The organism is Lacticaseibacillus porcinae (genome assembly GCF_003946305.1).
In the GTDB taxonomy this organism is placed as follows: Bacteria; Bacillota; Bacilli; order Lactobacillales; family Lactobacillaceae; genus Lacticaseibacillus; species Lacticaseibacillus porcinae.
In genome coordinates, this window is record NZ_RHNS01000005.1 from 12,180 (window position 1) to 35,918 (window position 23,739).

General features: G+C 47.3%; 20 protein-coding genes and 2 pseudogenes. 7 read left to right on the forward strand and 15 right to left on the reverse strand.

The window, feature by feature from the left end; translation table 11 throughout:
- Window positions 1-21: 21 nt before the first annotated feature.
- The 4 genes from tnpA to EKM92_RS06040 all read left to right on the forward strand — a co-directional run bounded on the left by tnpA (window position 22) and on the right by EKM92_RS06040 (window position 3,190).
- Window positions 22-495, forward strand: coding sequence for an IS200/IS605 family transposase (gene tnpA / locus EKM92_RS06025; RefSeq protein ID WP_125708920.1), 474 nt, complete (start codon window positions 22-24; stop codon window positions 493-495).
- Between the two features lie 149 nt (window positions 496-644).
- Complete coding sequence (locus EKM92_RS06030; RefSeq protein WP_164509915.1) at window positions 645-1,217, forward strand: transposase; 573 nt, start codon at window positions 645-647, stop codon at window positions 1,215-1,217.
- A gap of 198 nt (window positions 1,218-1,415) precedes the next feature.
- Window positions 1,416-2,345: an aldose epimerase family protein gene (locus EKM92_RS06035; protein ID WP_125708924.1), complete on the forward strand. Its 930-nt coding sequence runs from the start codon at window positions 1,416-1,418 to the stop codon at window positions 2,343-2,345.
- 68 nt (window positions 2,346-2,413) lie between these two features.
- Window positions 2,414-3,190 (forward strand): CPBP family intramembrane glutamic endopeptidase, encoded by a 777-nt coding sequence (locus EKM92_RS06040; RefSeq protein ID WP_125708926.1) that lies wholly within the window; start codon window positions 2,414-2,416, stop codon window positions 3,188-3,190.
- A gap of 62 nt (window positions 3,191-3,252) precedes the next feature.
- On the opposite strand, the gene tnpC is transcribed toward EKM92_RS06040, so the two are convergent.
- The 12 genes and pseudogenes from tnpC to EKM92_RS13730 all read right to left on the reverse strand — a co-directional run.
- Window positions 3,253-4,755 carry an IS66 family transposase gene (gene tnpC / locus EKM92_RS06045; RefSeq protein WP_125708928.1) on the reverse strand — a complete coding sequence of 501 codons (1,503 nt, stop codon included), beginning with the start codon at window positions 4,753-4,755 and terminating at the stop codon, window positions 3,253-3,255.
- Between the two features lie 64 nt (window positions 4,756-4,819).
- On the reverse strand, window positions 4,820-5,176 hold the full coding sequence (gene tnpB / locus EKM92_RS06050; RefSeq protein ID WP_125708930.1) for an IS66 family insertion sequence element accessory protein TnpB: 357 nt from the start codon (window positions 5,174-5,176) through the stop codon (window positions 4,820-4,822).
- Window positions 5,166-5,351 carry a hypothetical protein gene (locus EKM92_RS06055; protein WP_056964394.1) on the reverse strand — a complete coding sequence of 62 codons (186 nt, stop codon included), beginning with the start codon at window positions 5,349-5,351 and terminating at the stop codon, window positions 5,166-5,168. The genes tnpB and EKM92_RS06055 overlap by 11 nt, the downstream gene beginning before the upstream one ends.
- Before the next feature lie 192 nt (window positions 5,352-5,543).
- On the reverse strand, window positions 5,544-6,401 hold the full coding sequence (locus EKM92_RS06060) for a sugar ABC transporter permease (RefSeq protein WP_125708932.1): 858 nt from the start codon (window positions 6,399-6,401) through the stop codon (window positions 5,544-5,546).
- A 3-nt stretch (window positions 6,402-6,404) separates the two neighbouring features.
- Window positions 6,405-7,763, reverse strand: coding sequence for a carbohydrate ABC transporter permease (locus tag EKM92_RS06065; protein WP_125708934.1), 1,359 nt, complete (start codon window positions 7,761-7,763; stop codon window positions 6,405-6,407).
- 137 nt (window positions 7,764-7,900) lie between these two features.
- Window positions 7,901-9,136 (reverse strand): extracellular solute-binding protein, encoded by a 1,236-nt coding sequence (locus EKM92_RS06070; protein ID WP_125708936.1) that lies wholly within the window; start codon window positions 9,134-9,136, stop codon window positions 7,901-7,903.
- 40 nt (window positions 9,137-9,176) lie between these two features.
- Window positions 9,177-10,778: a glycoside hydrolase family 13 protein gene (locus EKM92_RS06075; RefSeq protein ID WP_125708938.1), complete on the reverse strand. Its 1,602-nt coding sequence runs from the start codon at window positions 10,776-10,778 to the stop codon at window positions 9,177-9,179.
- Window positions 10,775-11,443, reverse strand: coding sequence for a beta-phosphoglucomutase (gene pgmB / locus EKM92_RS06080; RefSeq protein ID WP_125708940.1), 669 nt, complete (start codon window positions 11,441-11,443; stop codon window positions 10,775-10,777). Before pgmB ends, EKM92_RS06075 begins: the two co-directional genes overlap by 4 nt.
- An 11-nt stretch (window positions 11,444-11,454) precedes the next feature.
- Window positions 11,455-13,704, reverse strand: a complete 2,250-nt coding sequence (locus tag EKM92_RS06085) for a glycoside hydrolase family 65 protein (protein ID WP_125708942.1) — start codon at window positions 13,702-13,704, stop codon at window positions 11,455-11,457.
- Between the two features lie 95 nt (window positions 13,705-13,799).
- Window positions 13,800-15,548 (reverse strand): glycoside hydrolase family 13 protein, encoded by a 1,749-nt coding sequence (locus EKM92_RS06090; RefSeq protein ID WP_125708944.1) that lies wholly within the window; start codon window positions 15,546-15,548, stop codon window positions 13,800-13,802.
- 1 nt (window position 15,549) lies between these two features.
- The gene (locus tag EKM92_RS06095) at window positions 15,550-17,193 is read right to left on the reverse strand and encodes an alpha-glucosidase (RefSeq protein ID WP_125708946.1); all 1,644 of its coding nucleotides are present in this window, start codon (window positions 17,191-17,193) and stop codon (window positions 15,550-15,552) included.
- Between the two features lie 141 nt (window positions 17,194-17,334).
- Window positions 17,335-17,502 (reverse strand): annotated as a pseudogene (locus EKM92_RS13730) (uracil-DNA glycosylase family protein); the annotation flags it as partial.
- A gap of 42 nt (window positions 17,503-17,544) precedes the next feature.
- On the opposite strand from EKM92_RS13730, the gene EKM92_RS06105 reads away from it, so the two are divergent.
- The 3 genes and pseudogenes from EKM92_RS06105 (at window position 17,545) to EKM92_RS06115 (ending at window position 20,065) form a co-directional block, all read left to right on the forward strand.
- Window positions 17,545-19,080: an IS3 family transposase gene (locus EKM92_RS06105; protein WP_125708949.1), complete on the forward strand. Its 1,536-nt coding sequence runs from the start codon at window positions 17,545-17,547 to the stop codon at window positions 19,078-19,080.
- A gap of 68 nt (window positions 19,081-19,148) precedes the next feature.
- A pseudogene (locus EKM92_RS06110) lies at window positions 19,149-19,736 on the forward strand (IS3 family transposase); the annotation flags it as partial.
- Window positions 19,733-20,065, forward strand: a complete 333-nt coding sequence (locus tag EKM92_RS06115) for a hypothetical protein (RefSeq protein ID WP_164509917.1) — start codon at window positions 19,733-19,735, stop codon at window positions 20,063-20,065. The pseudogene EKM92_RS06110 and the gene EKM92_RS06115, both read left to right, overlap by 4 nt.
- Before the next feature lie 237 nt (window positions 20,066-20,302).
- Here the strand turns inward: EKM92_RS06115 and EKM92_RS06120 are convergent, their stop codons facing one another.
- The 3 genes from EKM92_RS06120 to EKM92_RS06130 form a co-directional block, all read right to left on the reverse strand.
- The gene (locus EKM92_RS06120) at window positions 20,303-21,679 is read right to left on the reverse strand and encodes an FAD-dependent oxidoreductase (RefSeq protein WP_125708955.1); all 1,377 of its coding nucleotides are present in this window, start codon (window positions 21,677-21,679) and stop codon (window positions 20,303-20,305) included.
- A 185-nt stretch (window positions 21,680-21,864) separates the two neighbouring features.
- Window positions 21,865-23,283 carry an IS5 family transposase gene (locus tag EKM92_RS06125; protein ID WP_125708958.1) on the reverse strand — a complete coding sequence of 473 codons (1,419 nt, stop codon included), beginning with the start codon at window positions 23,281-23,283 and terminating at the stop codon, window positions 21,865-21,867.
- A 223-nt stretch (window positions 23,284-23,506) separates the two neighbouring features.
- On the reverse strand, window positions 23,507-23,728 hold the full coding sequence (locus EKM92_RS06130) for a transposase domain-containing protein (RefSeq protein ID WP_125708959.1): 222 nt from the start codon (window positions 23,726-23,728) through the stop codon (window positions 23,507-23,509).
- Window positions 23,729-23,739: the final 11 nt, after the last annotated feature.

Below are 23,739 nucleotides of genomic sequence, written 5' to 3' on the forward strand. Positions count from 1 at the left end.
CGAGAAGGAGAGAAAAAATATATGGCAAATCAAGCAAACTCACTCGCTCACACGAAATGGAATTGCAAGTGCCACATCGTCTTTACTCCAAAGTATAGGCGGAAGGTGATCTATTATCAATATCGTGACGACCTTCGTGAATTCATTAAGCAACTTTGCTCGTTTAAGGGCGTGAGAATTATTGAGGGACACATGATGCCGGATCATGTTCATCTTTTAGTCGAGATTCCACCAAAGCTTGCAGTATCTGCCTTTGTGGGATATCTAAAAGGTAAAAGTGCGTTGATGATGTTCGATAAACACGCAAATTTAAAGTATAAGTTTGGAAATCGACACTTTTGGGCAATCGGATACTACGTGAGCACAGTGGGTCTTAACGAAAAGACGATCGCAAAGTACATTCGAGATCAAGAGAAGAAAGATATCACCGAAGACAAATTGAGTGTGCGGGAGTATGAGGACCCGTTTCACGAAAATAGAAAGCCAAACAAGTAGTTGCCACGAGTCGTAATGAGCCTCTTTAGAGGCGGTTAAAGCGGCAATGGCAGTGTGGCTTTGAACACAGTGAGAAGACAGCGTCTTGAGACGCAGCCGGTATAGGGGGCTTATAGCCCCAGAGCAAGCCACCCGTTTTACGGGTGGTTTTGACTCGACTCAAGGCAAATTCAAAGCTTGGGAAGCTGGCAGAAACGGCCTTAGTGGATTGTCCTCCAAAATATGAAGAGAGCAAATGCGTCTACCACGAATTCAAGTATCAGGCCGCGTCATGGGGTAAAGCTCGCCGTGTTATCGTATGTTCTACTCATACGGCAGATGAGCTAGTTCCCTGGAACCACGCATTCGTAGTGACCAGCCTGGCCTCCGAGGCTCCAGAGACTTTGTTCAAGACCTATAGACAGCGGGGCAATGCTGAGAACCAAATTAAGGAGCTGAAATGCGGGTTTGGCTTTGACAAAACAGACAGCTCAACTTTTGCACGGAACACTGCACGAGCCTTGATCACCGGTATTGCCTATAACCTGGTTCAGCTCTTTAAACAGCTCTTTGTCTCGGAAGACCGTCGTTCAACCATCTCCTCGCTACGGTTCAGTCTCTTTCACATCGCCGGTAGGATTACTTGGCACGCCCGTCGTGTGGTGATTCATCTTGCTTCTAACTATGTTTACAAGAACTGGTTTAGTCGGCTCATGGACGAAGTCCATCAGTTGGCGACCTGAACTGAATAACTGAATAGGTCGTGCGTCGAGCCGAAAACTGGGTCGGTCTGTTCGTGGTGCATCGATCACCAACTTCTCTGCTCAGTCAGTATTCGCAACGCTCCAAACGTTGCTTTCAGACCGGCCAGATGCGATTTCATGTCCCAAATACCGAGGTGAATAATCCAGGTAGAAGAAACGCGTTGGAGGTTTATCAAAATGCAGACAACCACATTAACAAATCAACATGGCGTCTCGATCACCACGATGACGCAAGGGGCAACCTGGATCAATTGGCAAAAGCCCAGTCCACATGGTCGGCAAGATTTGATCTTAACCAGCGAACCGCAAGTCTATCTGAACGACTCCAGCCATCACGGCCACAGCATCGGCCCGACTGGCGGACGCATTCCTTTGACCTTTCAATTGGCCGGGCAAACCGTTCATGTGCCAGATACTGGGGATGGCTACAATATGCACGGCGGACCAAATGGCTTTGATACCGTGAACTGGGAAGTCATCGTCGGGTCTGATACCGTCACTTACACGCATCAATTTCCCGCGATGATTCAACCTGGCACGTTGTCGGTCACGATTCAATATCGCTTGACTGACGACGATGCAGTGGTGATCACTTACACTGCCACTAGCACGGCGCCGACGTTGTTTAACCCGACCAGCCATGTGTACTTTAACTTAGGGACAACCAATAACGTTGACGATCACCAACTGCAAATCAATGCGCATCAACGCATCGCGACTGCGGCCAATAAATTTCCTGAAGTGCAGAACTTACCAGTCGTCAATACTGGCTATGATCTCCAGCAGTTAACCCCGTTGACTTCAATATTCGACGCTTTAAAAAATATTCCAGAACGCGGACTCGATGATATTTACTTGCTAGATGATCCCCGCCTTGCCGCAACCTTGCAATGCGACGATACCAAAATTTCAATTTCAACTGATCGCAATGCGTTAGTGGCCTATACCGCCAATAATTGGGATGACGCCTTATCCTTGATCGGTAAAACCAGCGGAGATCACATCGGCATCGCCTTAGAACCACAGTACGATCCTCGCGATTTAGCAGGCTTTACCTTGATGCCTTGTGACACCGCTCAGTATCAAACCATTTATCAATTGCACTAACACTGTCATAATTTTTTGATTGCGTTTTCACCCTGTAGGCTTATGATTAAGCACAGGGGGGGGCCGCTATGGAAAAGTTGCGCCGACTGCCAGTGATCTGGCAAGTGATTTGCTTTGCACTTTTGTATGAAGTGATTGGGGAGATAGGATTTAGTCTGCTATTTCGCACGATCATCGCGCCGGGCACTTTCATTGCGCCAGGCATGGTGAGCTTAATGGTTTACAAGTTATTTGCACTGTTATTAATTTTTGGCATGAACTGGTTGTTTATCGGTCAGAAAATCTATTTTGCCAACTTTCGGCCGCTGACTTGGGCCTTGTTGGCAATCGTCTGGCTGGCTGAAAGTGCACTGCTGGTCAGCATTCACGGCGTTGATCACTTGCCTTGGGCGATCATCATGGCTTTGATTCCAGGCGTTGTTGAAGAAATGGGCATGCGTGGCGTGGTGTTCGGCGCCTTGCGCCAACGGCTAAAAGGCAGACATGCTGGCCGTAATGCGTTTTTAGTTTCGGCTGGATTGTTCGCGCTGATGCACTTGGTGAACTTGTCTGGTGAAAGTTTTTCAGCAGTATGCGTGCAAATGATCAGTGCCTTAGGTGGCGGTTTGTTGTTTGCGGCGTTGTATCAGCGCAGTGGTAACTTGTTATCCGCGATGGCTTATCATTTCTCATTTGACTACCTCACAGTGGGCATGGGGACACCTGGCAGCCATCCTGCTGGCGGCTTTCAATTGACTACCATGATCGTGGTGTTAGTCGTGTTTGTCATTGAAGCCGCGCTGGCTGCGATTTTGATTCATGCTGGCAAACCCCAGCGCCGCAATCGCTTGCTAAGCACCCAATAACAGACCGTCTTGAAAATCAATAGAGGCCCGTTCCCAGATTCAGGGAAGCGGACCTCTTTGCTTTAAGCGACGGTCGATTGGGCGGTACCGGTAAATGTTTGGTTCCAAGGCAAACAGGCCTCCAGTTGTTCCTCAGTTGGAAACTCAGGTAGCTGACTCAGTTGTTCAAGTAAAAGCCGAATATACGCGCGCGGATCGAGGCCGTTGGCCTTTGCCGTTTCGATTAGGGTCATCCAGATGGCGTTGGCATCGGCGCCGGCGGGACTGGTCGCAAAGAGCCAGTTTTTACGTCCAATCACGAATGTCTTCATTGCACGCTCCGCCGCGTTATTGCTCAACTCCAGCTCGCCGTACTCTAACACCCGGTTCAAAGAACGTCTCTGATTCTGCGCGTATGTCACTGCTTTTCCAAGCGTCGACTTCAGCGGGATGTCTGCTGCGTCACACCAACTCCAGAACTCATCGATCACCGGTCGAAGGTGCGCGTCTCGCTGTTGTCGCCGCGCTTTTGCGTCTAAACTTGTCCAGCTTTTTTCTAGCGCAAACATCTGATTGAGCAGTTTTAACGGAACTGTCTCGTGAAGCGTACCACTCTTTTTGGCGTCGTCGAAGAATTTGCGCCGAACGTGAGCCCAGCATCCTGCACGGTCAATCTCAGTGAGCGCGTTATAGCCTGCATAGCCGTCGCACTGAAGTACGCCGCTGAAATTAGTATACAGGCTCTTGGCAAATTTGCCGGAGCGCGTGTCACCATATGCGTAGAATACAACTTGCTGCGGAGCCATTTTGATACTACGCTTCACCCAGATATATGACTTGCTTTGCGCGGTCTTGCCCGGCTCTCGAAGCACCTGGAACGGCGTTTCGTCACCCTGCAAGAAAGGTTGCACGCTGAGCACTCGGCCAAGCAAATCGTAGACCGGCTGAACGAGCCTTGCGGCGCCAATCACCCAGTTAGCCAGTGTCGTTTCACTGATTAGAACGCCCGCGCGGGCCCACTCGTGTAACTGGCGGAAAAGTGGTGAGGCCATGGTGTACTTCTGATGTAACACCTCCGCAACCAGCGATGGGGTCGCCATACTATGCGGAAATAGCGCCCTTGGCGCTTCCGCTTGATAAAGATGGGAGTCGCCGTCCGCTTCTTCGCAAGCCACGCACTTGTAGGTTTGCTCGAAAATTTGATTTTGGTACAGGCGCCCTGGCACGTGTTCAATTTCAGTGCGCACGAAATGTTTCCCGACCGCTACGAGCTGGTGGCCGTGCTCACAAACTGACGCTTCACGTGTGATGAGCGTTTCTTCAACGGGTAAGTCGGCGGCAATGCCTTCTGACCGCTTACGTTTTGGCTTACGCGGTGACGCTACGACTTCTTCTTCGCTTTGACGACCAGTCTGCTCTGGTTCGGTAAAAACACTAGGATCCTCCAACAGCGACAACTGATTAGGATCAGTCATCTTCTCTGAACGAACGCCATAGAGTTTCCGATTAAGGAATGCCACTTGCTCCTTTAGGAGCTGGATTTCCTTGAGTGCCTGCGCTAACAGGTCTTCAGTCGTTTGTGTCATTGCGCTACCTTCGTTTCGTTGTCGTTGAAGGGAGCTTACCACTAATGAAACCGTTTGAACAGTACTAACGAGATGTTTTTTTGCTTGGCCGATTGTGCTTGATGGTTGATTCCAATCCCCAACCTGATAGTAGTCGTTGGAGCTGCTTCGGGTGGAGCCTTCTCACCTCTTTTTGTGTTGTCGGCCACTGAAGTCGGCCGTTTTCGATACGCTTGTATAATAAGAGAAACCCGTCACCGTCCCAGTAAAGTGCTTTGAAGCGGTCCTTGCGAGTGCCGCAGAACAGAAATAGTGCACGACTGTATGGATTCAATTCATACTGGTCACTGACGACGCCCGCAAGGCCATCGATTCCACGGCGCAGGTCTGTTTTGCCGCAGATCAGGTAAATTCCACTAAGCTTGCGCAGGTCAATGAGCATCGCTAAACACCGCCTTCAAAACAGCATCCAGGATGTAGCTGTTAACGCGGTTGTAAACAATCATGGTTTTGTTATCGTCAATCTTAATCTGAAAGGCCTTAGTTGCTGGCCCCGGTTGCGGCCGCTGCGTACCGTCCAACTTGATACGAACAATCTCGGGTTGATCTTCGTCCATATAAATACCTCACCATTCTTATGATGAGGTCATGATACCGCTTGGCAATTGAGAGGGATAGGCGGTCTGTTATTAGGTGCTTACGTCTGTTATTAGGTGCTTACATCGCTTGTTACCCAAACTTGGCTTATAAGTTGAAGCCATTCAAAAAACCTGCTTCGATTTTGAAAATCGAAGCAGGTTTTTAATTGATCAGCCTTTATCTGCACCAGCAGTGATCCCAGAAACATAGAACTTCTGCATGATGATAAACAAAATCGTGATCGGGATAGCGATGACAACACATCCAGCGATAAACTCAGTGAAGTATGTCGTCGATGCACCCTTAGTGGAATGCAACATGTTGTACAAGCCATAAGCGATGGTATAAGTTTTGGCATTGCCTGAACTTGACAAGATGATCCCTGAGAAAATGAAGTCGATCCAAGGGCCGATGAACGCCGTCAAAGCCGTATAAACAATGATCGGGCGACTCATTGGCAAGCCGATATGAATGAACACTTGCCATTTGGTGGCCCCATCCATCACCGCCGCTTCATCAATAGCAACTGGAATCGTATCGAAGAAGCCTTTGGCGATGTAGAAGCCTAAACCGGCACCGCCGACGTAAACCAAAGTCAAGCCGCCGAGGTTCAACATGTTGAAGTTTTTCAAAATGTAGTACAAGGCGATCATCGACATGAATCCTGGGAACATTCCCAAGACTAAGGCGATTTGCAAGAACTTCTTACGAAAGGCGAAGCGCAACCGCGACAAGGTGTACGCCACACAAATCGTGACAAACGTGGATAACACCATCGTCACTAAGCTGACCAGCAAGGTGTTGCGGATCCAGTACAAGAATGGAAATTGATCAGACGTGAAGATCCCGATGTAGTTTTGCAACGTGAATTGCTTTGGCCAAAAGGTTGAGACAAAGCCGGTATCATTAGATGAGAAGCTGGCTAAAATGATCCACACAATGGGGATGATCCATAAAATCGCCAGCAGTGCTAATAAGCAATAACGAAATACCAAGGACAGGCGGCGCTGTGCATGATATGATTTCATTTTTTAGCCCTCCTTGAATGCATTGGTGCGACGGTAAGCGATCAGCGAGAATACCGCACTGAGGATAAAGATCAAGATCCCAAGTACCGCACTGGCGTTGTAACGCTGCGTTTGGCCGAAGACCAAGTTGTACAACCAGGTCACCAGCAAGTCAGTGTCTCCGGCGCCGTTATAGTTGTTGTTCATTGGATACCCTGCCGTCAACAAGTAAATGACGTTAAAGTTGTTGATATTCCCAATGAATTGTTGGATCAAACTTGGTGCCATCACAAACAGAATTTGCGGGAACGTGATCGAGCGGAACACTTGCCATGCATTGGCCCCGTCGATGCGGGCCGCTTCGATTTGATCTTGGGGCAAGTTTTGAATAATCGCCGTGGAAATCAACATCGATACTGGGATCCCAATCCACATGTTGACCACGATAACGGTGATCCGCGCCACCAAAGGACTAGCAGACGCGCCGATAAAGTTGATCGGACTGGAGATCAAGTGAATACTCATTAAAATATTGTTGAGTGGGCCTTGCAGATCCAAGAACTGAGCCATCATCAACAAGGAAACAAATTGCGGTACCGCGTAAACGATCACGAAAATCGTCCGCCAGAAGCCTTTATGGTTGATGCCTTTGGATTCGATCAACATCGCCAGCAAAACGCCGAAGAAGAACGTCGTCGCGGTGGCACAAACCGCCCAAACCAAGGTCCAACCTAACACTGGGAAGAACGTCCCAGCTAAGTCGCCAGTCAGCACGTTGCCGAATGCTTTAAATCCAGTCCAGGAAAACCCGATTGGATGTTTGCCATCATAGTTGGTGAACGCCATGGAGATCATGTACACCGTCGGTAAAATCGTAAACGCCACGATCAACACGATCGGCACTGCCAACAACGTGGAATGCAAGCGTTCATCGATCAAGGCATGCAAGTTCTCGTGGTTGGTCGGCACATGTTCGCCATCACGCAATTGCACATATAATGTGCGCATCGAGCGCAAATGCGCGATATACAAGCCTAACATTGCCAGCAGTAAAATCACTGCCAACACCCCAAATAATAGGATCAATACCGAGTTATCCGGTAGCTTGGTTAAATAAACGCCTTGGGTTTGATCAAAGACCACTTTTTTTGATTTGATTTCCCCTAGGTTGCTCAGCATGCTTAAGGCGCTAACCCCACTGAAGATAAACCAAACCCAAAAAGCGATTTGAATGCCTAATAAGGCGATCCCTTTAGCCCATTGCTTATGGCGCAATTGGACAAATCCCATCAGGAGAAATGATAGCTTGAAGGAGACATCGCCTTTTGACCATACCTCTCGATAAGTCGCAGGCGGCTGGACCTTATTGTGTTTTTTAAACATCGTCTTGCTCCTTCCAAAATCAGTTTTGATACAGAATAATGGCTGAAGGTTAAACCCTCCGCTTTAAAGCAAAGCCGCAGCTTTGCTTCAAAGCGGAAGTCGTGATCGTGGTGATCACGGCCCTTAATTAAATCAGATTAGTTCTCTTTGGAAATGGCATCTTGGAAAGTTTGGAGTTTATCCATGTATTGGGAGCTCTTGATCGAGCCGGTGTAAGCACCGTTGATCAAAGGCGCAGATAAGTTCCAGAAGGTTGCCATTTGCGTCATCTTAGGCATGATGATGGAATGGTCAGAAGACTTGGACATCGTCATAACCGCTTTGGCGACAGGATCAGACGTGATGGTGTCACTAGTTTGGGCAGCTTTATCAACAGGGATCTGACCGGAGTTCTTGTAAACGATCAGTTGAGACTTCTTGTTGGTGATGTATTCAGCCAAGGTTGCCGCCGCTTTTTGGTTCTTAGTGGACGTATGGGAGTTAACCGCAAAGGCTTCGATGCCTAAGAACGCTTTGAGTTGCACTTGCTTGCCGTTGATGTTGACCGTTGGATATGGGGCAACGGCGAAGTTCTTGCCTAAAATCTTCTTGATGTTAGCGGAGTTCCAAGGACCATCTAACGTTGCAGCAGCCGCGCCGGACTTCAATTGGTTCAAAGCGTTAGACGTTTGCATCACATTCTTGTTGGCCTTTTGTTGTGCCAACCAAGTCATGGCTGCAACCCCTTTAGCGTTGGCAACCTTGGTGCCTTTCAAGGTTTCACCGTCAGTCCCATACAAGTTCGTGCCGGCAGATAAGAAGACTGGATAGTAGTTGTATGCGTTGGTGAAGTCAGTTGCGATCACACCTTTAGCGGTGATGCCGTCCCAAGTCTTCACATCTTCAGCCGACAACTTGGACTTGTCGTAATAAAGAGTTTGGGCTTGTTCAGCAAATGGATAGGCATAAAGCTTATTGTTCCATTCAACCGCTTTTGCTGCAACGGAAACGTTGTTTGCTTTAACCGTCTTAGTGGAAGCGGGTGACAATGGGTTGATGTAGCCTTGATCCGCCATAGAACCTAATTGATCGTTTGGCACTTCGAAAACATCCGCAGCTTTAGCCGGGTCTTTGCCGACATCGGTTTTAGCGTTGGCAGAACCATTAGGACTTTGAGTAACAGCGACTTTAACTTTTGGATATTCTTTGTTGAAGTTCTTAACGATGGTCTTGTAGTAAGGCACTTGCGTCGTGTCGACCCACAATTTAACCGTCCCAGTGACTTCTTTGCTACTGGATGTGTCTGTGGAGCTTGAGCTTTTACCACAAGCCACCAAAGCCATGGATGCGAGCAAGGTGACGCTACCTAACATCACTTTTTTCCAAGTTTTCATAATCTTGTTCCTCCCCAAAATATCTTTATAATTGCGACACTCACAGCGCCAACTTGGCGACGTAAGCTTGATAAGGTTGAAGCTGGGTGGTGATCGGTTCAACATTGGCAAGCAAGATCTCGATAATATTCGGTTGGTTAAAATGCTGAAGCTTATCCGTTAAGTTGGCCACGATCAGCCAACGCTCACCTTCAAAGCTTCTGATATAAGCCATCACCCCGGAATCGGTAGTGAGGGGTTCAAAGTCCCCACGCACGACGATCGGGTTTTGATGACGGAGTTGGATCAAGCGCTGATACACATGCCAAACACTATTGGGATCAGCAAGTGCTTGTTTGACATTGATGTGGTCGTAGTTGGGATTTTCTGCCAGCCACGGCATGCCGGTGGTGAAACCGGCATGCGGCGTGTCATCCCATTGCATCGGGGTGCGCGCATTATCTCGACCCATGGTGTTGACTTGCTTGATCAAAGTGTCAGCGCTAACGCCTTTGGCCAATTGTTCGGCATACCAGTTGCGGCTTTCAATGTCGTTGACTTGATCGATGGTAGTCACCGGCCGGTTGGTCATGCCAATTTCTTCGCCTTGGTAAATATAAGGCGTCCCGCGCATCAAGTGGAGCAAAATGGCAAACATTGAAGCTGAGCGTTCTCGATACTGACCATCATTGCCCCATCGCGACACGATCCGCGGTAAGTCGTGATTGTTCCAGAACAAACTGTTCCAACCATGTTGATACTCCAATTCGGTTTGCCATTTGATCAAGGTCTGTTTGAACAGATCCAGATCTAATGGCATGGTATGCCATTTGGGTTCACCATGTTTTTGATCCAGTTGCATGGTCTCAAATTGGAAAACCATCGACAACTCATGGCGCTCAGGATCTGAATACTGCTTGGCGATTTCAGGGGTAGCGCCCCAAGTTTCGCCCACTGTCATCAAATCGGCACGACCAAAGGTGGCGGCATTCATTTCTTGCAAGTAGTCATGCAAGTGCGGCCCATTTTCGCGAATCTCAAGATCGGGAATTTTGCCGATCAAGTCGATCACATCGAGTCTAAAGCCGCCAATACCACGATCGATCCAGCGATTCATCATCGCATACACCGCGTGACGCACCTCAGGATTTTCCCAGTTGAGGTCCGGCTGTTGCGGACTGAACAGATGCAAGTAATACTGACCAGTCGCCTCATCCAAGGTCCAAGCCGATCCAGAAAACGTTGACATCATGTCGTTTGGTTCATGGTCATCAACCGGATCACGCCAGACGTACCAATCACGCTTGGGATCATTTCGCGAAGACCGTGATTGCTTGAACCAGGCATGTTGATCAGACGTGTGGTTGACCACCAGATCCATGATGATGCGAATGTGGCGCTTTTGGGCTGCGGCGATCAAGGTATCCATATCCCCCATCGTCCCGAACTGCGGGTCGATGGCTTCATAATCGGCAATGTCGTAACCGTTATCAAAACCAGGCGACAGATACACTGGGCTCAACCAAATCGCATCGATGCCTAATTGTTGCAGTTCATCTAAACGGCTGATGATCCCAGGCAAGTCCCCGATCCCATCACCATTGCTATCTTGAAAAGACTTGGGATAGATTTGATAAACGATTGCGTTTTGCCACCAACTCACGCGCTCACCTCCTTAAAAGCTTCAACGATCTTGCTTAACTGCAAGTCTGCAGTGCTGGCCACGACATAATCAGCAAGTTTTAACACTTGTGCATCCCCGATGCCAACCGCAAATTGGTTAGCCGCTTTGATGGCTTGAACGCCAGCTGACGCATCTTCAAAGCTGATCACATCCTGAGCTTGCAAGTTCAATGCTTGTTGCGCCAAGGTGAAGATCTCAGGATCCGGTTTACCGCGATGCAACTTAGCCGGATCAACGATGGCATCAAAGGCGTCATCGAGTTGCAAGTGTTTCAAAATCGTCGGCGCGTTCTTTGACGCTGAGGCGATGCTCATGTGCAGGCCTTGCGCTTTAGCATCTTGTAATAACTGCGCGATCCCTGGCAAAATGTCTGCCGGTGTTAAGGTTTGGATCAACTCAAGATATAAGTCATTTTTGCTTTGGGCAAAGGCGGCTTTTTCTTCATCTGAATAGGCATCGACTTTGTTCCCATAGCTCAAAATCAAATTCAACGAATCCATTCGCGAACGCCCACGCAACGCGTCGTTTGCTTCTGGTGGCAGTACGATATCAAGGCGTTGAGCCAGTTGATTCCATGCTTGTAAGTGGAAGCGCGCCGTGTCTGCGATCACGCCATCCAAATCAAAAATTAACCCTTTGAGCATGCAACCCCTCCTTAACTTAAGTGCACCGTTTCGTCAAAGACTAACACATCGATCGGATCACCGCTGACTAACTTCAATGTGGTTTCATCTGCCACATCCACAGCAATCAAGCGGCCGCGATAGTTCAACGTAAAGCTGTAATGCGTCCAACCTTTTGGTACAAACGGCTTGAAACTCAAATGGCCGCCAGTGTAGCGCATCCCAGCAAAGCCTTGAACGATGGCTAACCAACCCCCAGACATGGATGTGATGTGGAGGCCATCTTCAGTGTCGTTGTTGTAGTCATCCAGATCCAACCGCGCCGTGCGGGCATACAGTTCAACGGCTTTTGTTTCTTTGCCCAATTCCGCGGCTAAAATTGCGTGAATCGAAGCGGATAAGGACGATTCGTGTACCGTCATCGGTTCGTAGAAGTCGAAGTTGGCTTCTTTTTGCTCGCGGGTAAAGCGGTCATTCAAGAAGTAAATGCCTTGCAACACATCGGCTTGCTTGATGAATGGCGAGCGCAAAATCTTATCCCATGACCAGTGCTGATTGAGTGGCCGTTGATCAGCGGGAATCGAGCTTGCCGGGCGCAGATCTTTATCCAAGAAGGTATCGTGTTGAACAAAAATGCCCAAGTCTTTATCTTCTGGATAATACATGCGATCAACAATATCTTGCCAGTGCGCTTTTTCATCATCAGTCACGGCCAACGCTTGAACTTTATCAACATCCGCTTTTGGTAGACGCTCAAGGGTGTATTGCAACTCCCAAGCGGCCATGGTGTTGGTAAACCAGTTGTTGTTGACGTTATTTTCATATTCGTTAGGGCCGGTGACGCCATGGATCATATATTGTTGATGGCGCTTGGAAAAATGCACCCGATCCGCCCAAAATCTTGCCACGCCGACTAACACATCGATACCATCCCCATTGACGTAAGATTCATCGCCGGTGTAATCCGTGTATTGCTTAATGGCAAAGGCGATATCGGAATTACGGTGGAGTTCTTCGAAGGTGATTTCCCATTCGTTGTGACATTCGATGCCGTTGAACGTGACCATTGGGAACAACGCGCCGGCTAATCCTTGTTGTTGGGCGTTGTGATAAGCGCCTGGCAATTGATCGTGCCGGTATTGCAACAATGCCCGGGTGACTTCTGGTGGGGTCACAGCCAAGTACATCGGCACCACATATGCTTCAGTGTCCCAATAAGTGGCACCGCCATATTTTTCGCCGGTAAAGCCTTTAGGCCCGATATTTAAGCGAGTATCTTCGCCATAATAAGTCATGAACAGTTGCGCAATACTGAAGCGGATACCTTGCTGCGCTGCCGGGTCGCCGTCGATCACAACGTCTGACTGTGCCCAACGCTTGGCCCAAACTGCTTCATGTGCAGCTAATGCTTCATCAAAACTTTGCGGTAGCAGTTCAGCCATCAGTTGATCGGCTTGAGCCGGTTGTTTTGCCGGTTCAACATCACGACTGGTCAAGACGATCACGCGCTTTTCAAGGGTAAGCGCATCGCCTTGGGTTAAGTCGTAGCTTAAGGTTTCATCTAAGCGTCCTGGTTCAGTTGATCGGGTGCCTTCAACTGCCGCGCCGTTCACTTTCAAGGCTTGCTTGAGCAATACCGTGAACTGCGGGACGTCGAAAGGATTGGCTTTGGTTTCAAGTTGGATCGAACCTTGAGCAGCATCTTCATGTTGCGGGATCCAGAAGTGTTCGTCGTAATTCGAGTCTTCGTTAGTGACATTGCCATCCAAAGCAGCATCAAATTTCAATTCAGCCGAGCCTTTTAAGACTTTGGCGTTCACTTTGATCAAGCCGGCTTGTTGCATGGCATTGGAAACGAACCGCTCAAATTCAAAGGCAACTTCGAGATCATCTGTAACGTATACAAAACTGCGGGTCAACTTGCCTTGATGTAAGTCGAGTTGTAAGTTGAAATCGCGGAAGTTATTTTTCGCTAAGTCCAATGCCACGCCATTAATGGTAATGCCTAAGTTGATAAAACTTGGGGCGTTGATGGCTTTACCAAAATAATCAGGATAACCGTTTTTCCACCAACCAACGCGGGTTTTATCTGGAAACCACACACCTGCGAGGTAGGCCCCCAATAAGGTGTCGCCGGAATAACCTTCTTCAAAGTTACCCCGCATGCCCATATACCCATTCCCGATGGCGGTCAGTGATTCTTGCAGGCGCTTATTGGTTTTATCTAATTGATGCGTTGCCACCAGCCAAGGGTCGATGTTGAATAATCGCTTTGCACTCATTTGCACTCACTCCGTTTCGCTTTTAACACTTACTAGCGTAGCAGTTTGGAAAACGTTTTTACAAGGCGAAACCCATTGTTACCGTTATCAGGATTTCATTGTGCGCGAACAATAAAACCTTTAGGGCTTAAAATACCAGCCTCAAATCCTTGTTGCAGCAATGGTTGTGCCGCAATCGCCGCACCTTGATCCGTGGTGTTGAAATACCCAACGAGTGTTTGACCCGCTAACTGGCGGGTGACTTTGATCAAACCAGCATCCGTTAAAGCATACGTCGTGGTCCCATTGCCTAACAGCTCAGCGTATTCCCGCCGCAGCGCCACTAATGCATGCACGCGTTGCCACGTTGACTGATGCAACTTCGACCAGTCCATCGGCTTGCGATCATCAGGATCATTTCCCCCGAACATGCCCATTTCCGTGCCGTAGTAGATGCAAGGTGTGCCAGTTTGTAAGAAGGTAAACGCCAAGGCTTGCAGTGCGCGATCTAAGTCACCACCAGCTACTGTCAACAAGCGCGGGGTATCATGCGAATCTAACATGTTGAGCATCATCGCATTAACATTATCGCGATACAACATCAACTGATCACTTAAGCGGGCGAGCATCGTTTGCGCATCACTCACGCCAGTTAAGAAGTGGTCTTCGATTTGTTGCGTGAAGGCATAATTCATCACGCCTGAGAACTCGTCGCCATTAAGCCATGGTTGGCTTGAATGCCACACTTCGCCTAAAATGTAAAAATCGGGTTTGATGGCGATCAAGGCATCATGGAATTGACGCCAGAAATGATGATCGACTTCATTGGCGACATCTAAGCGCCACGCATCGATATCAAATTGTTTGACCCAATAAGTCGCAATTTCTAATAGGTAAGCCTGCACTTCTGGGTTCGCAGTGTTGAGCTTCGGCATCCCTGGGCCAAAAGCAAAGGTATCAAATTGTGGATCACCTTGGCCTTGCGTCGGATCACGGTATGGTAACAGCGGCCAATCATGAATATGGAACCAATCTACAAAACGCGACTTTTGGCCGTTTTGCAACACGTCTTGCCATTGCATCGACGCATAACCCATATGGTTGAACACCGCATCAAGCATCACCCGCATGCCGCGAGCATGGGCTTCATGCACCAGTTTGGCAAACAAGGCTTTGTCGCCAAAGGCTGGATCAATTTCCAAATAATCGATGGTGTCATATTTATGATTGGAGCTAGCTTTAAAAATCGGGCAGAAATATAAGCCGTTTACGCCGAGGTCTTGCAAGTCGTCTAGGTGATCCAACACGCCTTGCAGATCCCCACCGTAATAATCGTCGCGACCAGGATGATCTTCTGGCTGCCATGGCAAACAATTTTCCGGATTCAAACTAGGATCGCCATTGGCAAAGCGTTCAGGGAAGATCTGATACCACACCGTTTCACTGACCCACGCTGGCGTTTTGGTGCGATCGATTTCGTGAAAATAAGGCAGTCGGAAGTAGTTAGCCGCTTCGATGCGCTCGGCTTCAGTATCTTCTCTGGGCCCGCGATCGCCGAATAACACGGTTTTACCTTCAGCGTCAGTGGCTGCAAATAAGTATTGGATCCGCTGATAAGGCGGCTTTAACGTCACTGCCCAATAGTCATGAGTTTGGCCACTGGCAACTTTAATCATCGGGGCTTTTGAATAAGTAAAATGATACTCGCCAGATTCATCGGGTAAATTCCAATAAGGATCCCCATATAAAGCGGTCACATTTTGAACATCACCAAGGGCGGTTTTGAATCTGAGCCGGACTTGATGTGCGTCGATCAAGAAACAATCTTCGCTTTCGGGACGGTGAGCCATTGCAGAAATTAACATATTATTCCTCCGTGATCAAAACAACACTGGCACCAGCACTGAGGCGTAGCTGTTGGTTCAACAATTGCACGGTACCATTTTCTAATCGAATATCATAACGCGCTCGAGGCAAATCAATCACTGAGGCATCGCCAATCGATACGGCGACGATTGCCTTTTGATTTTGTAATTGCCGTTGATACACATAACTATTGGCGTCCGTGGTCAACAAGCGATAATCCCCATCACTGAACAAGTCGGTTTGCTTTAGTTTCAACAACTCGCGGTAAAAATTCAGCTGACTTTCTGGATCATCAGCTTGCTTTTCAACCGTTGGCGTATCAGCGCTTTTGCCTTGAAGCCATGGCGTGCCGGTGGAAAAGCCCGCATTTTGCGTGTTATCCCAGCGCATGCCACCACGCGCTGGCAACTTATGGGTGGCAGAAACTTGTTGCAAGGCTTGGGTTTTGGTTTGCCCAGCCGCCATCGCCGCTTGCACCCAAGGACCCACGGTTTGGTCTTGAAACTCATCAATTGAATCAAACTGTAGATTCGTCATGCCCAACTCTTCGCCATAATAAATGATCGGAATGCCACGTTGCAGATACATCAACATCGCCAAACTCCGCGCCGTCAATGAATCTTTGGCGACGCGACCAAGGAGGCGTGGCATATCGTGATTGCTCCAATAAAGCGTCGGCATCGCTGATAACGTTTGTTGCCACACTGCTTGGGTTTGCTTGAAGGCTTGCCAATTCAAAGGTTTAGGTTGATATTGCGCCGGATAAGCGGGATCGACTTGCGATTCATCTTCTTTAAAGTAGCGAAACGTCACCACGCTATCCATCAACCGATCGGTATAAGCCGCCGCCAAATTCACATCCGCACTGGCGGCTTCCCCTAACAAGAAGGCATGCGGGTAATCGGTTTTGATGCGTTCTGCAAACGGTCGCAGCCAGGTTTGCACTTGCGGTAAATTGGCAAAAAATGGTTCTGCCACTACCGGTTCATGCGAGCCGTCTGCCGTTGGAAAATCTTGATCTAAACGGGCTTTGGCGATGTGGATAAAGGCATCCACGCGCAGCCCATCGATCCCTTTTTTCAGCCAAAAATCAGCAATATCGCCCATCGCGTGGCGCACTTCAGGATTGGCCCAGTTCAAGTCTGGCATGTGCCGATCAAATAAGTGGAAATATGATTTGCCGGTACCAGCTGGATCTTTGGCCCACACAGAGCCACCAAAGAAGCTGCCCCAATTGTTAGGGCGCTGATCGTGATCCCCGGCAAAAATATAATAATCGCGATATAAACTGCCAGGATGCTTGATTGCATCTTGAAACCAAGGATGTTGATCAGACGTATGATTCATCACAAAGTCCAGCAGCAAATGGATCCCAGCATCATGCAGCGCTTTGATCAACGCATCCATATCCGCCATAGTCCCGACATCTGGATCGATGGCATAGTAATTGGCCACGTCATAGCCATTGTCCACTTGTGGCGAGGTAAATACGGGATTCAACCAAACCGTATTGATACCAAGCGTTTTTAAATAAGGAATGCGTTGAATAATGCCCGGCAAGTCGCCGATACCATCGCCATTGCTGTCTTGAAAAGATTTCGGATAAATTTGATAGATGATCGCGTGATTATACCAATTTTCCAAAATGTCGCCTCCTCCGTCAAATATATGCTAGGTATAGAATACGAGAATACCGGCATGCCTTGCAAGCTGTGACTGATTGTTACCGGTATCAGAATCATTCCAAATAAAAAGTCTAGTCTTTTCAACTAGACCAATCATGAATTAAAGTAAATCGCGCACTTGTTGTTGTAATTGCGGTAACACGCTTCGTTGAAACCATGGATTTTTGTGCAACCAGCCATAATTGAGCGGCGAGGGATGCACTAACGGAAAGTACGGTTGGTACGCTTCAAAGTTGCGCACCGTTTCCGTTAACGTCTTTTCACGGTTGGGCGTGCGGACAAAAACCTGGACTTCGGGTATGATGTCATTATGTATTCAAAAGCAGATAAGAAAAGAGCTATCGAGCTCTACTACCAATATCATCATTCATGGAGTGCAGTAACCCGAGAATTAGGTTATCCGTCTTTGGGCGCCTTGAAACGGTGGATCAAAGACTATGAAGAAGATGCCAAAGCGACGCATACCGATACTCCTAGAAAACGAAAACCCAAGTACTCTGATACTCAGCTCCAGGCCGCAGTGGATCACTTTTTTGAGCACGGTCAGTTTATCACTAAGACAGTCAAGGCACTTGGATATCCCTCACGCCAACTTCTTCGCGAGTGGCTTCTTGAAGACCCACGTTGTGATGATACGTTGCGGAGTCGTACAGTTGTGAATAAGCCCGCCGCAACTGAAGAAGTTAAGGCCAAGGCTGTTGAGGCGCTTTATAAGCGAGAGGTCCCGGCCAGAGAAATCGCAGAGGACTTCGGGGTCAGCCGTGAAACACTTTATGGTTGGAAACGAGACGTACTTGGAGAAACCTTTCCGGCAAAGCAGGCGCCTAGTTTATCAGATGAAAGAAGTGCCGAGAAAATAGTTAACCCAGAAGTCTCAAGCCTCCAAGCTCGAATCAAAGAACTTGAGCTTCAAAATGATATCCTCCTCCAAGTGAACGCCCTTCTAAAAAAAGATCTGGGCATCGATCATCTAAATCTGACCAATCGAGAAAAGGTTCAGGTGATTGATGCCCTGCGTGACAAATACTCGCTCAATACGTTACTCAAGGCGCTTCAGCTGTCGAAGAGTAGCTACTTCTATCAACGTGACGCCATCGCTAAAGGCGATAAGTATGAGGCCATCCGTCCTCGTTTAAAAGTTATCTTTAAACAGAACTACGAGAGCTATGGATATCGCCGGATCAAGATGGAATTAGATGATGAGGGCATCCATCTTTCCGAAAAAGTGATCCGACGATTGATGAGTGAGGAAGGTCTGGAAGTCACCGTTACCCGGTGTCGCAAATACAGCTCGTATGCAGGAGAAATCACGCCGGCAGTCCCCAATATTCTTGATCGAGACTTTCAAGCTGAGGCTCCCAACCAGAAGCTCGTTACGGACATTACGGAGTTTTCTATCCAGGCGGGGAAGGTATACTTGTCTCCGCTAATTGATTGCTTTGACGGCCAAATCACGAGTTGGACAATTGGCACCAGTCCTAACGCCGAACTGGTTAACACAATGCTTAGCGCTGCGGCAGAGACCTTTACGCTCAACGAGAAACCTATTGTACATTCAGATCGAGGCGCGCATTATCGTTGGCCAGGCTGGATTGAGTTAATGAATGGATTAGGCTTCACACGTTCTATGTCGAAAAAAGCCAGCACCCCAGATAATGCTCAAGCGGAGAGCTTCTTCGGTCATCTAAAGACTGAGTTCTTTTACAACAGAAGTTGGCTAGGAAAATCTATTGATGATTTCACCAAAGAACTCGACCTGTATATCGAGTTGTATAACACAAAGCGAAGAAAAAAAGTTTTAGGAGGAAAGAGCCCGCAAGAATACCGTCAGAGCAAGGCCGCCTGAGGTTGAAAGTCCAGAAAAACGTCCGCACGCCCTTTCCTACATTTTATGACTGACATCGACACCCTTCTGGCAAAAAGGCTAAGAACAAATTGAATCGGCGCTTCATGACCGATCAACCACTGCAAAAGCTTGTTTGCGATGTCACAGAACTACAAGCTGGTAATGGCGAGAAAGTGTATCTAGAGGTCATCAAGGATCTCTATAGCAACCGGATTTTGGAATGGGAACTATCAACACATCCCATGCTTAAGTTTAGTCTGGCGCCATTAAAGCGGTTGGTGGCAGCTTTACCTCACACTGGGTATCAGATCACATTACATACTGACCAAGGTTGGCAATATCAGCACCGCGCCTGGCGTCAGCTTCTACACAACGGTTGTATTCGCCAAAGTATGTCCCATCGCTCGACGTGCCTTGACAATGCGGCCTGTGAAACAGTGTTCAACAAGCTTAAAGCCGAAATGACGCCATCCGAAGAATGCGCCGATGCGAACGTATTGATAACAACAATTGATGAATGGATCAATTACTACAATGAGGATCGGATTCAGACTCGTCTTGGCAGTATCGCGCCAAGGGCCTATGAGCAACGTTGTCAGATCAAGTACCAATTCTACATTCAGCCCAATGGTTATAAAGTTAAGGAGAGCGTATGATGACAAAGCGGAAACGACAAACATTCCGGGCACTAGAAAGATTCGAGGGTTTTGCGGCCTACTGTGATCCGCAAGACCCTAACACAAAGCTTTATTGGATCAACAAAGGTGACACCTACGAAACTTATCATGGCATCTATAGTGATGACTATGTTGGGGCCACCATCATCGTAGAGGCACTTGGCGAAGTTCAAGTTGATGGTGTGCATATTCTTGAGCATAGCGAAGCCATACCAGTATCCGAATATGATCAACTTCACCCATTTGTTGGTAAGGTTGATCCGGAAACGGGTGAATGGAAAGGTGCCAGTATCGAAATGTTATATTAAAACAAGACAGCTCTCAGTAAGCTGCCTTGCAAGTAAATCAAATTCAGTTCCAACAAATTGGGTAAACTTCATGATGAGGTAAGGATACCGCCAGGCAAAGGCGATTCATATTCGGTCTGTTATTGGTGCTTACGAAAACAAATCAAAAAGCCTATCAGAATATGTCTTGTATTCTGATAGGCTTTTTGATTTGCTCGTGATCCTAAACAGCAAGTTGTAAGTGATCTTTAAAATTTTTTATTTTGTAAACTCAAGTTCACCAAGAGCATGTTGGGCTGCTAAATTCAATAGGCTCCACTGTCGGTCAAACCCTGGCTGGAAGAAAAAGTCAGCTTCAGCCAAATCTTCCAATTTTAATCCTTGTTGGATGGCTAATGAAATAACATTACCTTGGGCAGTGATATCATAAGTTGACAATACAGCACCACCTAATAGTCGATGAGTGTTTGGATTGTAATCCAGCTCTACATAAACCTCTGTATTTCCCTTCTCCATAGGAACATAAGCTGGACGTAAAGTGTCTTTGTAAAAAGATGTGTGAATTTCAATATCAGCCTTTTGGGCTGTGGTCGTATTCAGACCTGATGTGGCAAAGTGATAGTCGAAAACACTTAATGCTGATGAGCCAACTACTCCTGAAAATGGCATAGATGGTGTGTTCTCAAAGATGTGTTCCGCTACATAACGGGCTTCGCGCCGGGCAACCGTGGCTAAAGCTATCGGCATGTCCTTCTGGGCAGGAATTGAATAGGCCAATACCGCATCACCTATGGCGTAGACATCAGGCAGATTAGTTCTCAAATATTTGTCAGTTTTAATCCACCCGCGCTTATCTAGTTCAACCGTTTCCCTTAACCAATCAGTATTAGGTTTTACTCCAGCAGCTTGAATGATCAAGTCACTCGGATATTCTGCATCGCTCGTCTTAACAGCAGAAACTTCTTCAATTCCTTCATAGCTTTCGATCTTAGCACCAGTGACAACTTGAACTCCCTTGTTGGTCAATTCTTTTGATAAGATATCTGTTAATTCAGTATCTAGATAGTTACCCAAAGGTCGATTAATCATATCGATTAATGTAACATTTTTGCCAGCTTTGATGCTGGCCTCGACAGCTTCAATCCCAATGTAACCCGCGCCAATAACAGTAATATTTTTGACATTTGGGTCAGATAATTTTGCTTTGATCTTCTCTGCCCAATCCTTGCCACGCATTGAATAAACGTTTTTTAGTTCATGACCAGGAACTGGTAAATTGTTTGGAGTGACACCTGAGCTTAAAATTAATTTATCATAGTCATAGCTCTGTATTTTACCGGATTTTAAGTCTTTTACGATAACTTGCTTATTCTCTGGATTTATTTTTGTCACTTCATGATTGGCATATACTTCTGTCCCAAGTTTTTCGAGATCTGCAGGTTTAAAATTACGGACATCATTAACATTCGTTACGCTGTTTTCTAAATATAGTTCCATACCACAGGACATGAAAGAAATAAAATCTCCTGCTTCGAATAGTTTAATATCTAGGTTTGAGTATTTGCGAGTAAGTTCCAGAACTGACTGATGGCCGCCGTGCGACGCACCAACAACAATAACTTTTGTCTTCGACATAAAAAATATAGCCTCCTAATAGATTTGTGACAAAAAATGAGGTGAGTCTACTTACAAAAATGATTCGATTACAGTTTAAAATCATTCTAAAACAAAGTCAATGGATTTTAATTAAAAATACTCCTTAGGAGATATTTCTGGGAAAAATTTTTTGGTAGCCATAGACTACTATAGTGGCTGTTCAACTAGGCCACCATATTCTTGGTGCTGGTAGTAAATTTGTACCGGAAACGATAGGTTTGCCCTTCGTTCGTAGTTGAAATCAAAATTGGTATAGCAAACACCCGCAAGAACGTCAGGGCATTGCTTAATACCATTGCCTGATCAATCTTGACGGCTAATGACTCAGCTGTTCGGGTATTGACTAAGTCCAAGCCTACTGACCCTTTGAGAAAGGCAAATCGGCGTTCAAAGGCACCGCGTCGATTTTCCGCATCCGTATCCTGACGGCGTTTCTTGGCATCAACGTGTTTTGGCTTTGCGCCCAGTTTAGGTCCACAGAGAGTGATGCCTAGATCCTTACACAACTTGCGATTGTCGCGGTTACGGTAAAGTGTGTCGGCCAGTACCTCATCTGGGTAATGGCCATGCAAATCGAAGTAGTGATCCAAGGTCGCTTCAAAGTCTTTACTTTCATTGAAGGCACTGAATTCGAAACGCTCAATATCAACGATACCTTCGCTCAAGGACGCATCGATTTTGGCACCAAACTCAACTTTAGATCGTGCCTTAACACGCTGAATCGGCCGAATGTAAGGCTGCTGGAGACTGACAATTCGGTCTTCAACTCTGTGAATCTTGTGTTCAAACATGTCCCATTGTTGGTCGAACAAGATTCGGATGACACCCAAGCGTACTGCTTGTTTGGCGGTTAAGATTGCCCCGGCGTCGATGAATTCATTGATGTAGCGCAAATCGCGACGGACATATTGGAGCTGAGCTTTGACTTGCTTGTGAACGGATTGCTTTTGGCTCTTCGGATGGCGTGAGAAAGCTGTCCAAACTTGTTTGGCCTCACGCTTGTACATGCGTGGATTTGGAACATTCAGTTGATGCGCCATGTCAATGGCCATGTCTTCAAGATTCTGGCGAGCTTGATTGAGCAGCGAAGTGTCTTGAGGATAACGGATCTTTACCGGGATTGCTGTGGCATCCGTGATCATCACGTCAACTTTGAATGGCACCACCTCTTCAATCTTGGCGCGAAGCCAATCATTGATGATGTTTCTGACCAGTTCAGAGATGTCCGCAATCCGCTTGCGGAAGGTACACAGGCTTGTATACGCGAAGGGTTTCTCCGCTCGATATTCTGAAAGTCCAATGAAATACTGATACGCCGGCGTGTCTCGAATGGCGTCAACGACACCGCGATCGGTTAGTTTCATTCGATTCTGAATCAGTCCAGCACCATAAAGCATCCGAAATGGCTTGGCCGCGCGCCCAGTACTTTTTTTGGAAAACTCCAATTGGTATGCCTCATCCAGTTCTTTCCACGGAAAAATATCGGCCAAGCGCACCCACTCGTTATCTGGACTGAGCGGTGTGCTCAGGCCGCAACCAAAGGATTCAAAAGAGAGTTGGTGGGGACTTTGACGATAAACCATGGATAAAACCTCCAAGTCAATTTCGTAAATGCATGGGAAATGCCAAAAATCTGGGAATTCGTATGCATATATTATAAGGCAGTAACGTCTTCAAGTCACCGATATAAAGAACTATGCGTTTTTGAACAGCCACTAACGTAAGCAGGAGATAACCACACGTTCATAACGCCAAAATCGGGTCAAGGCACATCTCTATGATGTGTCTTGGCCCGATTTTCTATTGTTAGTCCAGACTAATGTTCCATGGCAAGTATGGCGCCAGCGTGGTTTCATTCAGTTCAAATTCTGGTATCTGTGGAAGCTTTTCAAATAAGCACTTCAAATACTTGAATACATCCAACTGATTGGCCTTGGCAGTCTCACACAAAGTCATCAGGTTCGCATTTGCTTCGGCACCATCGACACTGGTACTGAATAAGTAGTGGCTGGTGAATAATTTGTCCAAGTTATCTGTAA

What these genes read in the sequence shown, in the direction of transcription:
- tnpA (WP_125708920.1), top strand. Translation starts at nt 22, where the DNA reads ATGGCAAATCAAGCAAACTCACTCGCTCACACGAAATGGAATTGCAAG.
- EKM92_RS06035 (WP_125708924.1), top strand. Translation starts at nt 1,416, where the DNA reads ATGCAGACAACCACATTAACAAATCAACATGGCGTCTCGATCACCACG.
- EKM92_RS06040 (WP_125708926.1), top strand. Translation starts at nt 2,414, where the DNA reads ATGGAAAAGTTGCGCCGACTGCCAGTGATCTGGCAAGTGATTTGCTTT.
- tnpC (WP_125708928.1), bottom strand. Translation starts at nt 4,755, where the DNA reads ATGACACAAACGACTGAAGACCTGTTAGCGCAGGCACTCAAGGAAATC.
- tnpB (WP_125708930.1), bottom strand. Translation starts at nt 5,176, where the DNA reads ATGCTCATTGACCTGCGCAAGCTTAGTGGAATTTACCTGATCTGCGGC.
- EKM92_RS06055 (WP_056964394.1), bottom strand. Translation starts at nt 5,351, where the DNA reads ATGGACGAAGATCAACCCGAGATTGTTCGTATCAAGTTGGACGGTACG.
- EKM92_RS06060 (WP_125708932.1), bottom strand. Translation starts at nt 6,401, where the DNA reads ATGAAATCATATCATGCACAGCGCCGCCTGTCCTTGGTATTTCGTTAT.
- EKM92_RS06065 (WP_125708934.1), bottom strand. Translation starts at nt 7,763, where the DNA reads ATGTTTAAAAAACACAATAAGGTCCAGCCGCCTGCGACTTATCGAGAG.
- EKM92_RS06070 (WP_125708936.1), bottom strand. Translation starts at nt 9,136, where the DNA reads ATGAAAACTTGGAAAAAAGTGATGTTAGGTAGCGTCACCTTGCTCGCA.
- pgmB (WP_125708940.1), bottom strand. Translation starts at nt 11,443, where the DNA reads ATGCTCAAAGGGTTAATTTTTGATTTGGATGGCGTGATCGCAGACACG.
- EKM92_RS06085 (WP_125708942.1), bottom strand. Translation starts at nt 13,704, where the DNA reads ATGAGTGCAAAGCGATTATTCAACATCGACCCTTGGCTGGTGGCAACG.
- EKM92_RS06090 (WP_125708944.1), bottom strand. Translation starts at nt 15,548, where the DNA reads ATGTTAATTTCTGCAATGGCTCACCGTCCCGAAAGCGAAGATTGTTTC.
- EKM92_RS06105 (WP_125708949.1), top strand. Translation starts at nt 17,545, where the DNA reads ATGTATTCAAAAGCAGATAAGAAAAGAGCTATCGAGCTCTACTACCAA.
- EKM92_RS06115 (WP_164509917.1), top strand. Translation starts at nt 19,733, where the DNA reads ATGATGACAAAGCGGAAACGACAAACATTCCGGGCACTAGAAAGATTC.
- EKM92_RS06120 (WP_125708955.1), bottom strand. Translation starts at nt 21,679, where the DNA reads ATGTCGAAGACAAAAGTTATTGTTGTTGGTGCGTCGCACGGCGGCCAT.
- EKM92_RS06125 (WP_125708958.1), bottom strand. Translation starts at nt 23,283, where the DNA reads ATGGTTTATCGTCAAAGTCCCCACCAACTCTCTTTTGAATCCTTTGGT.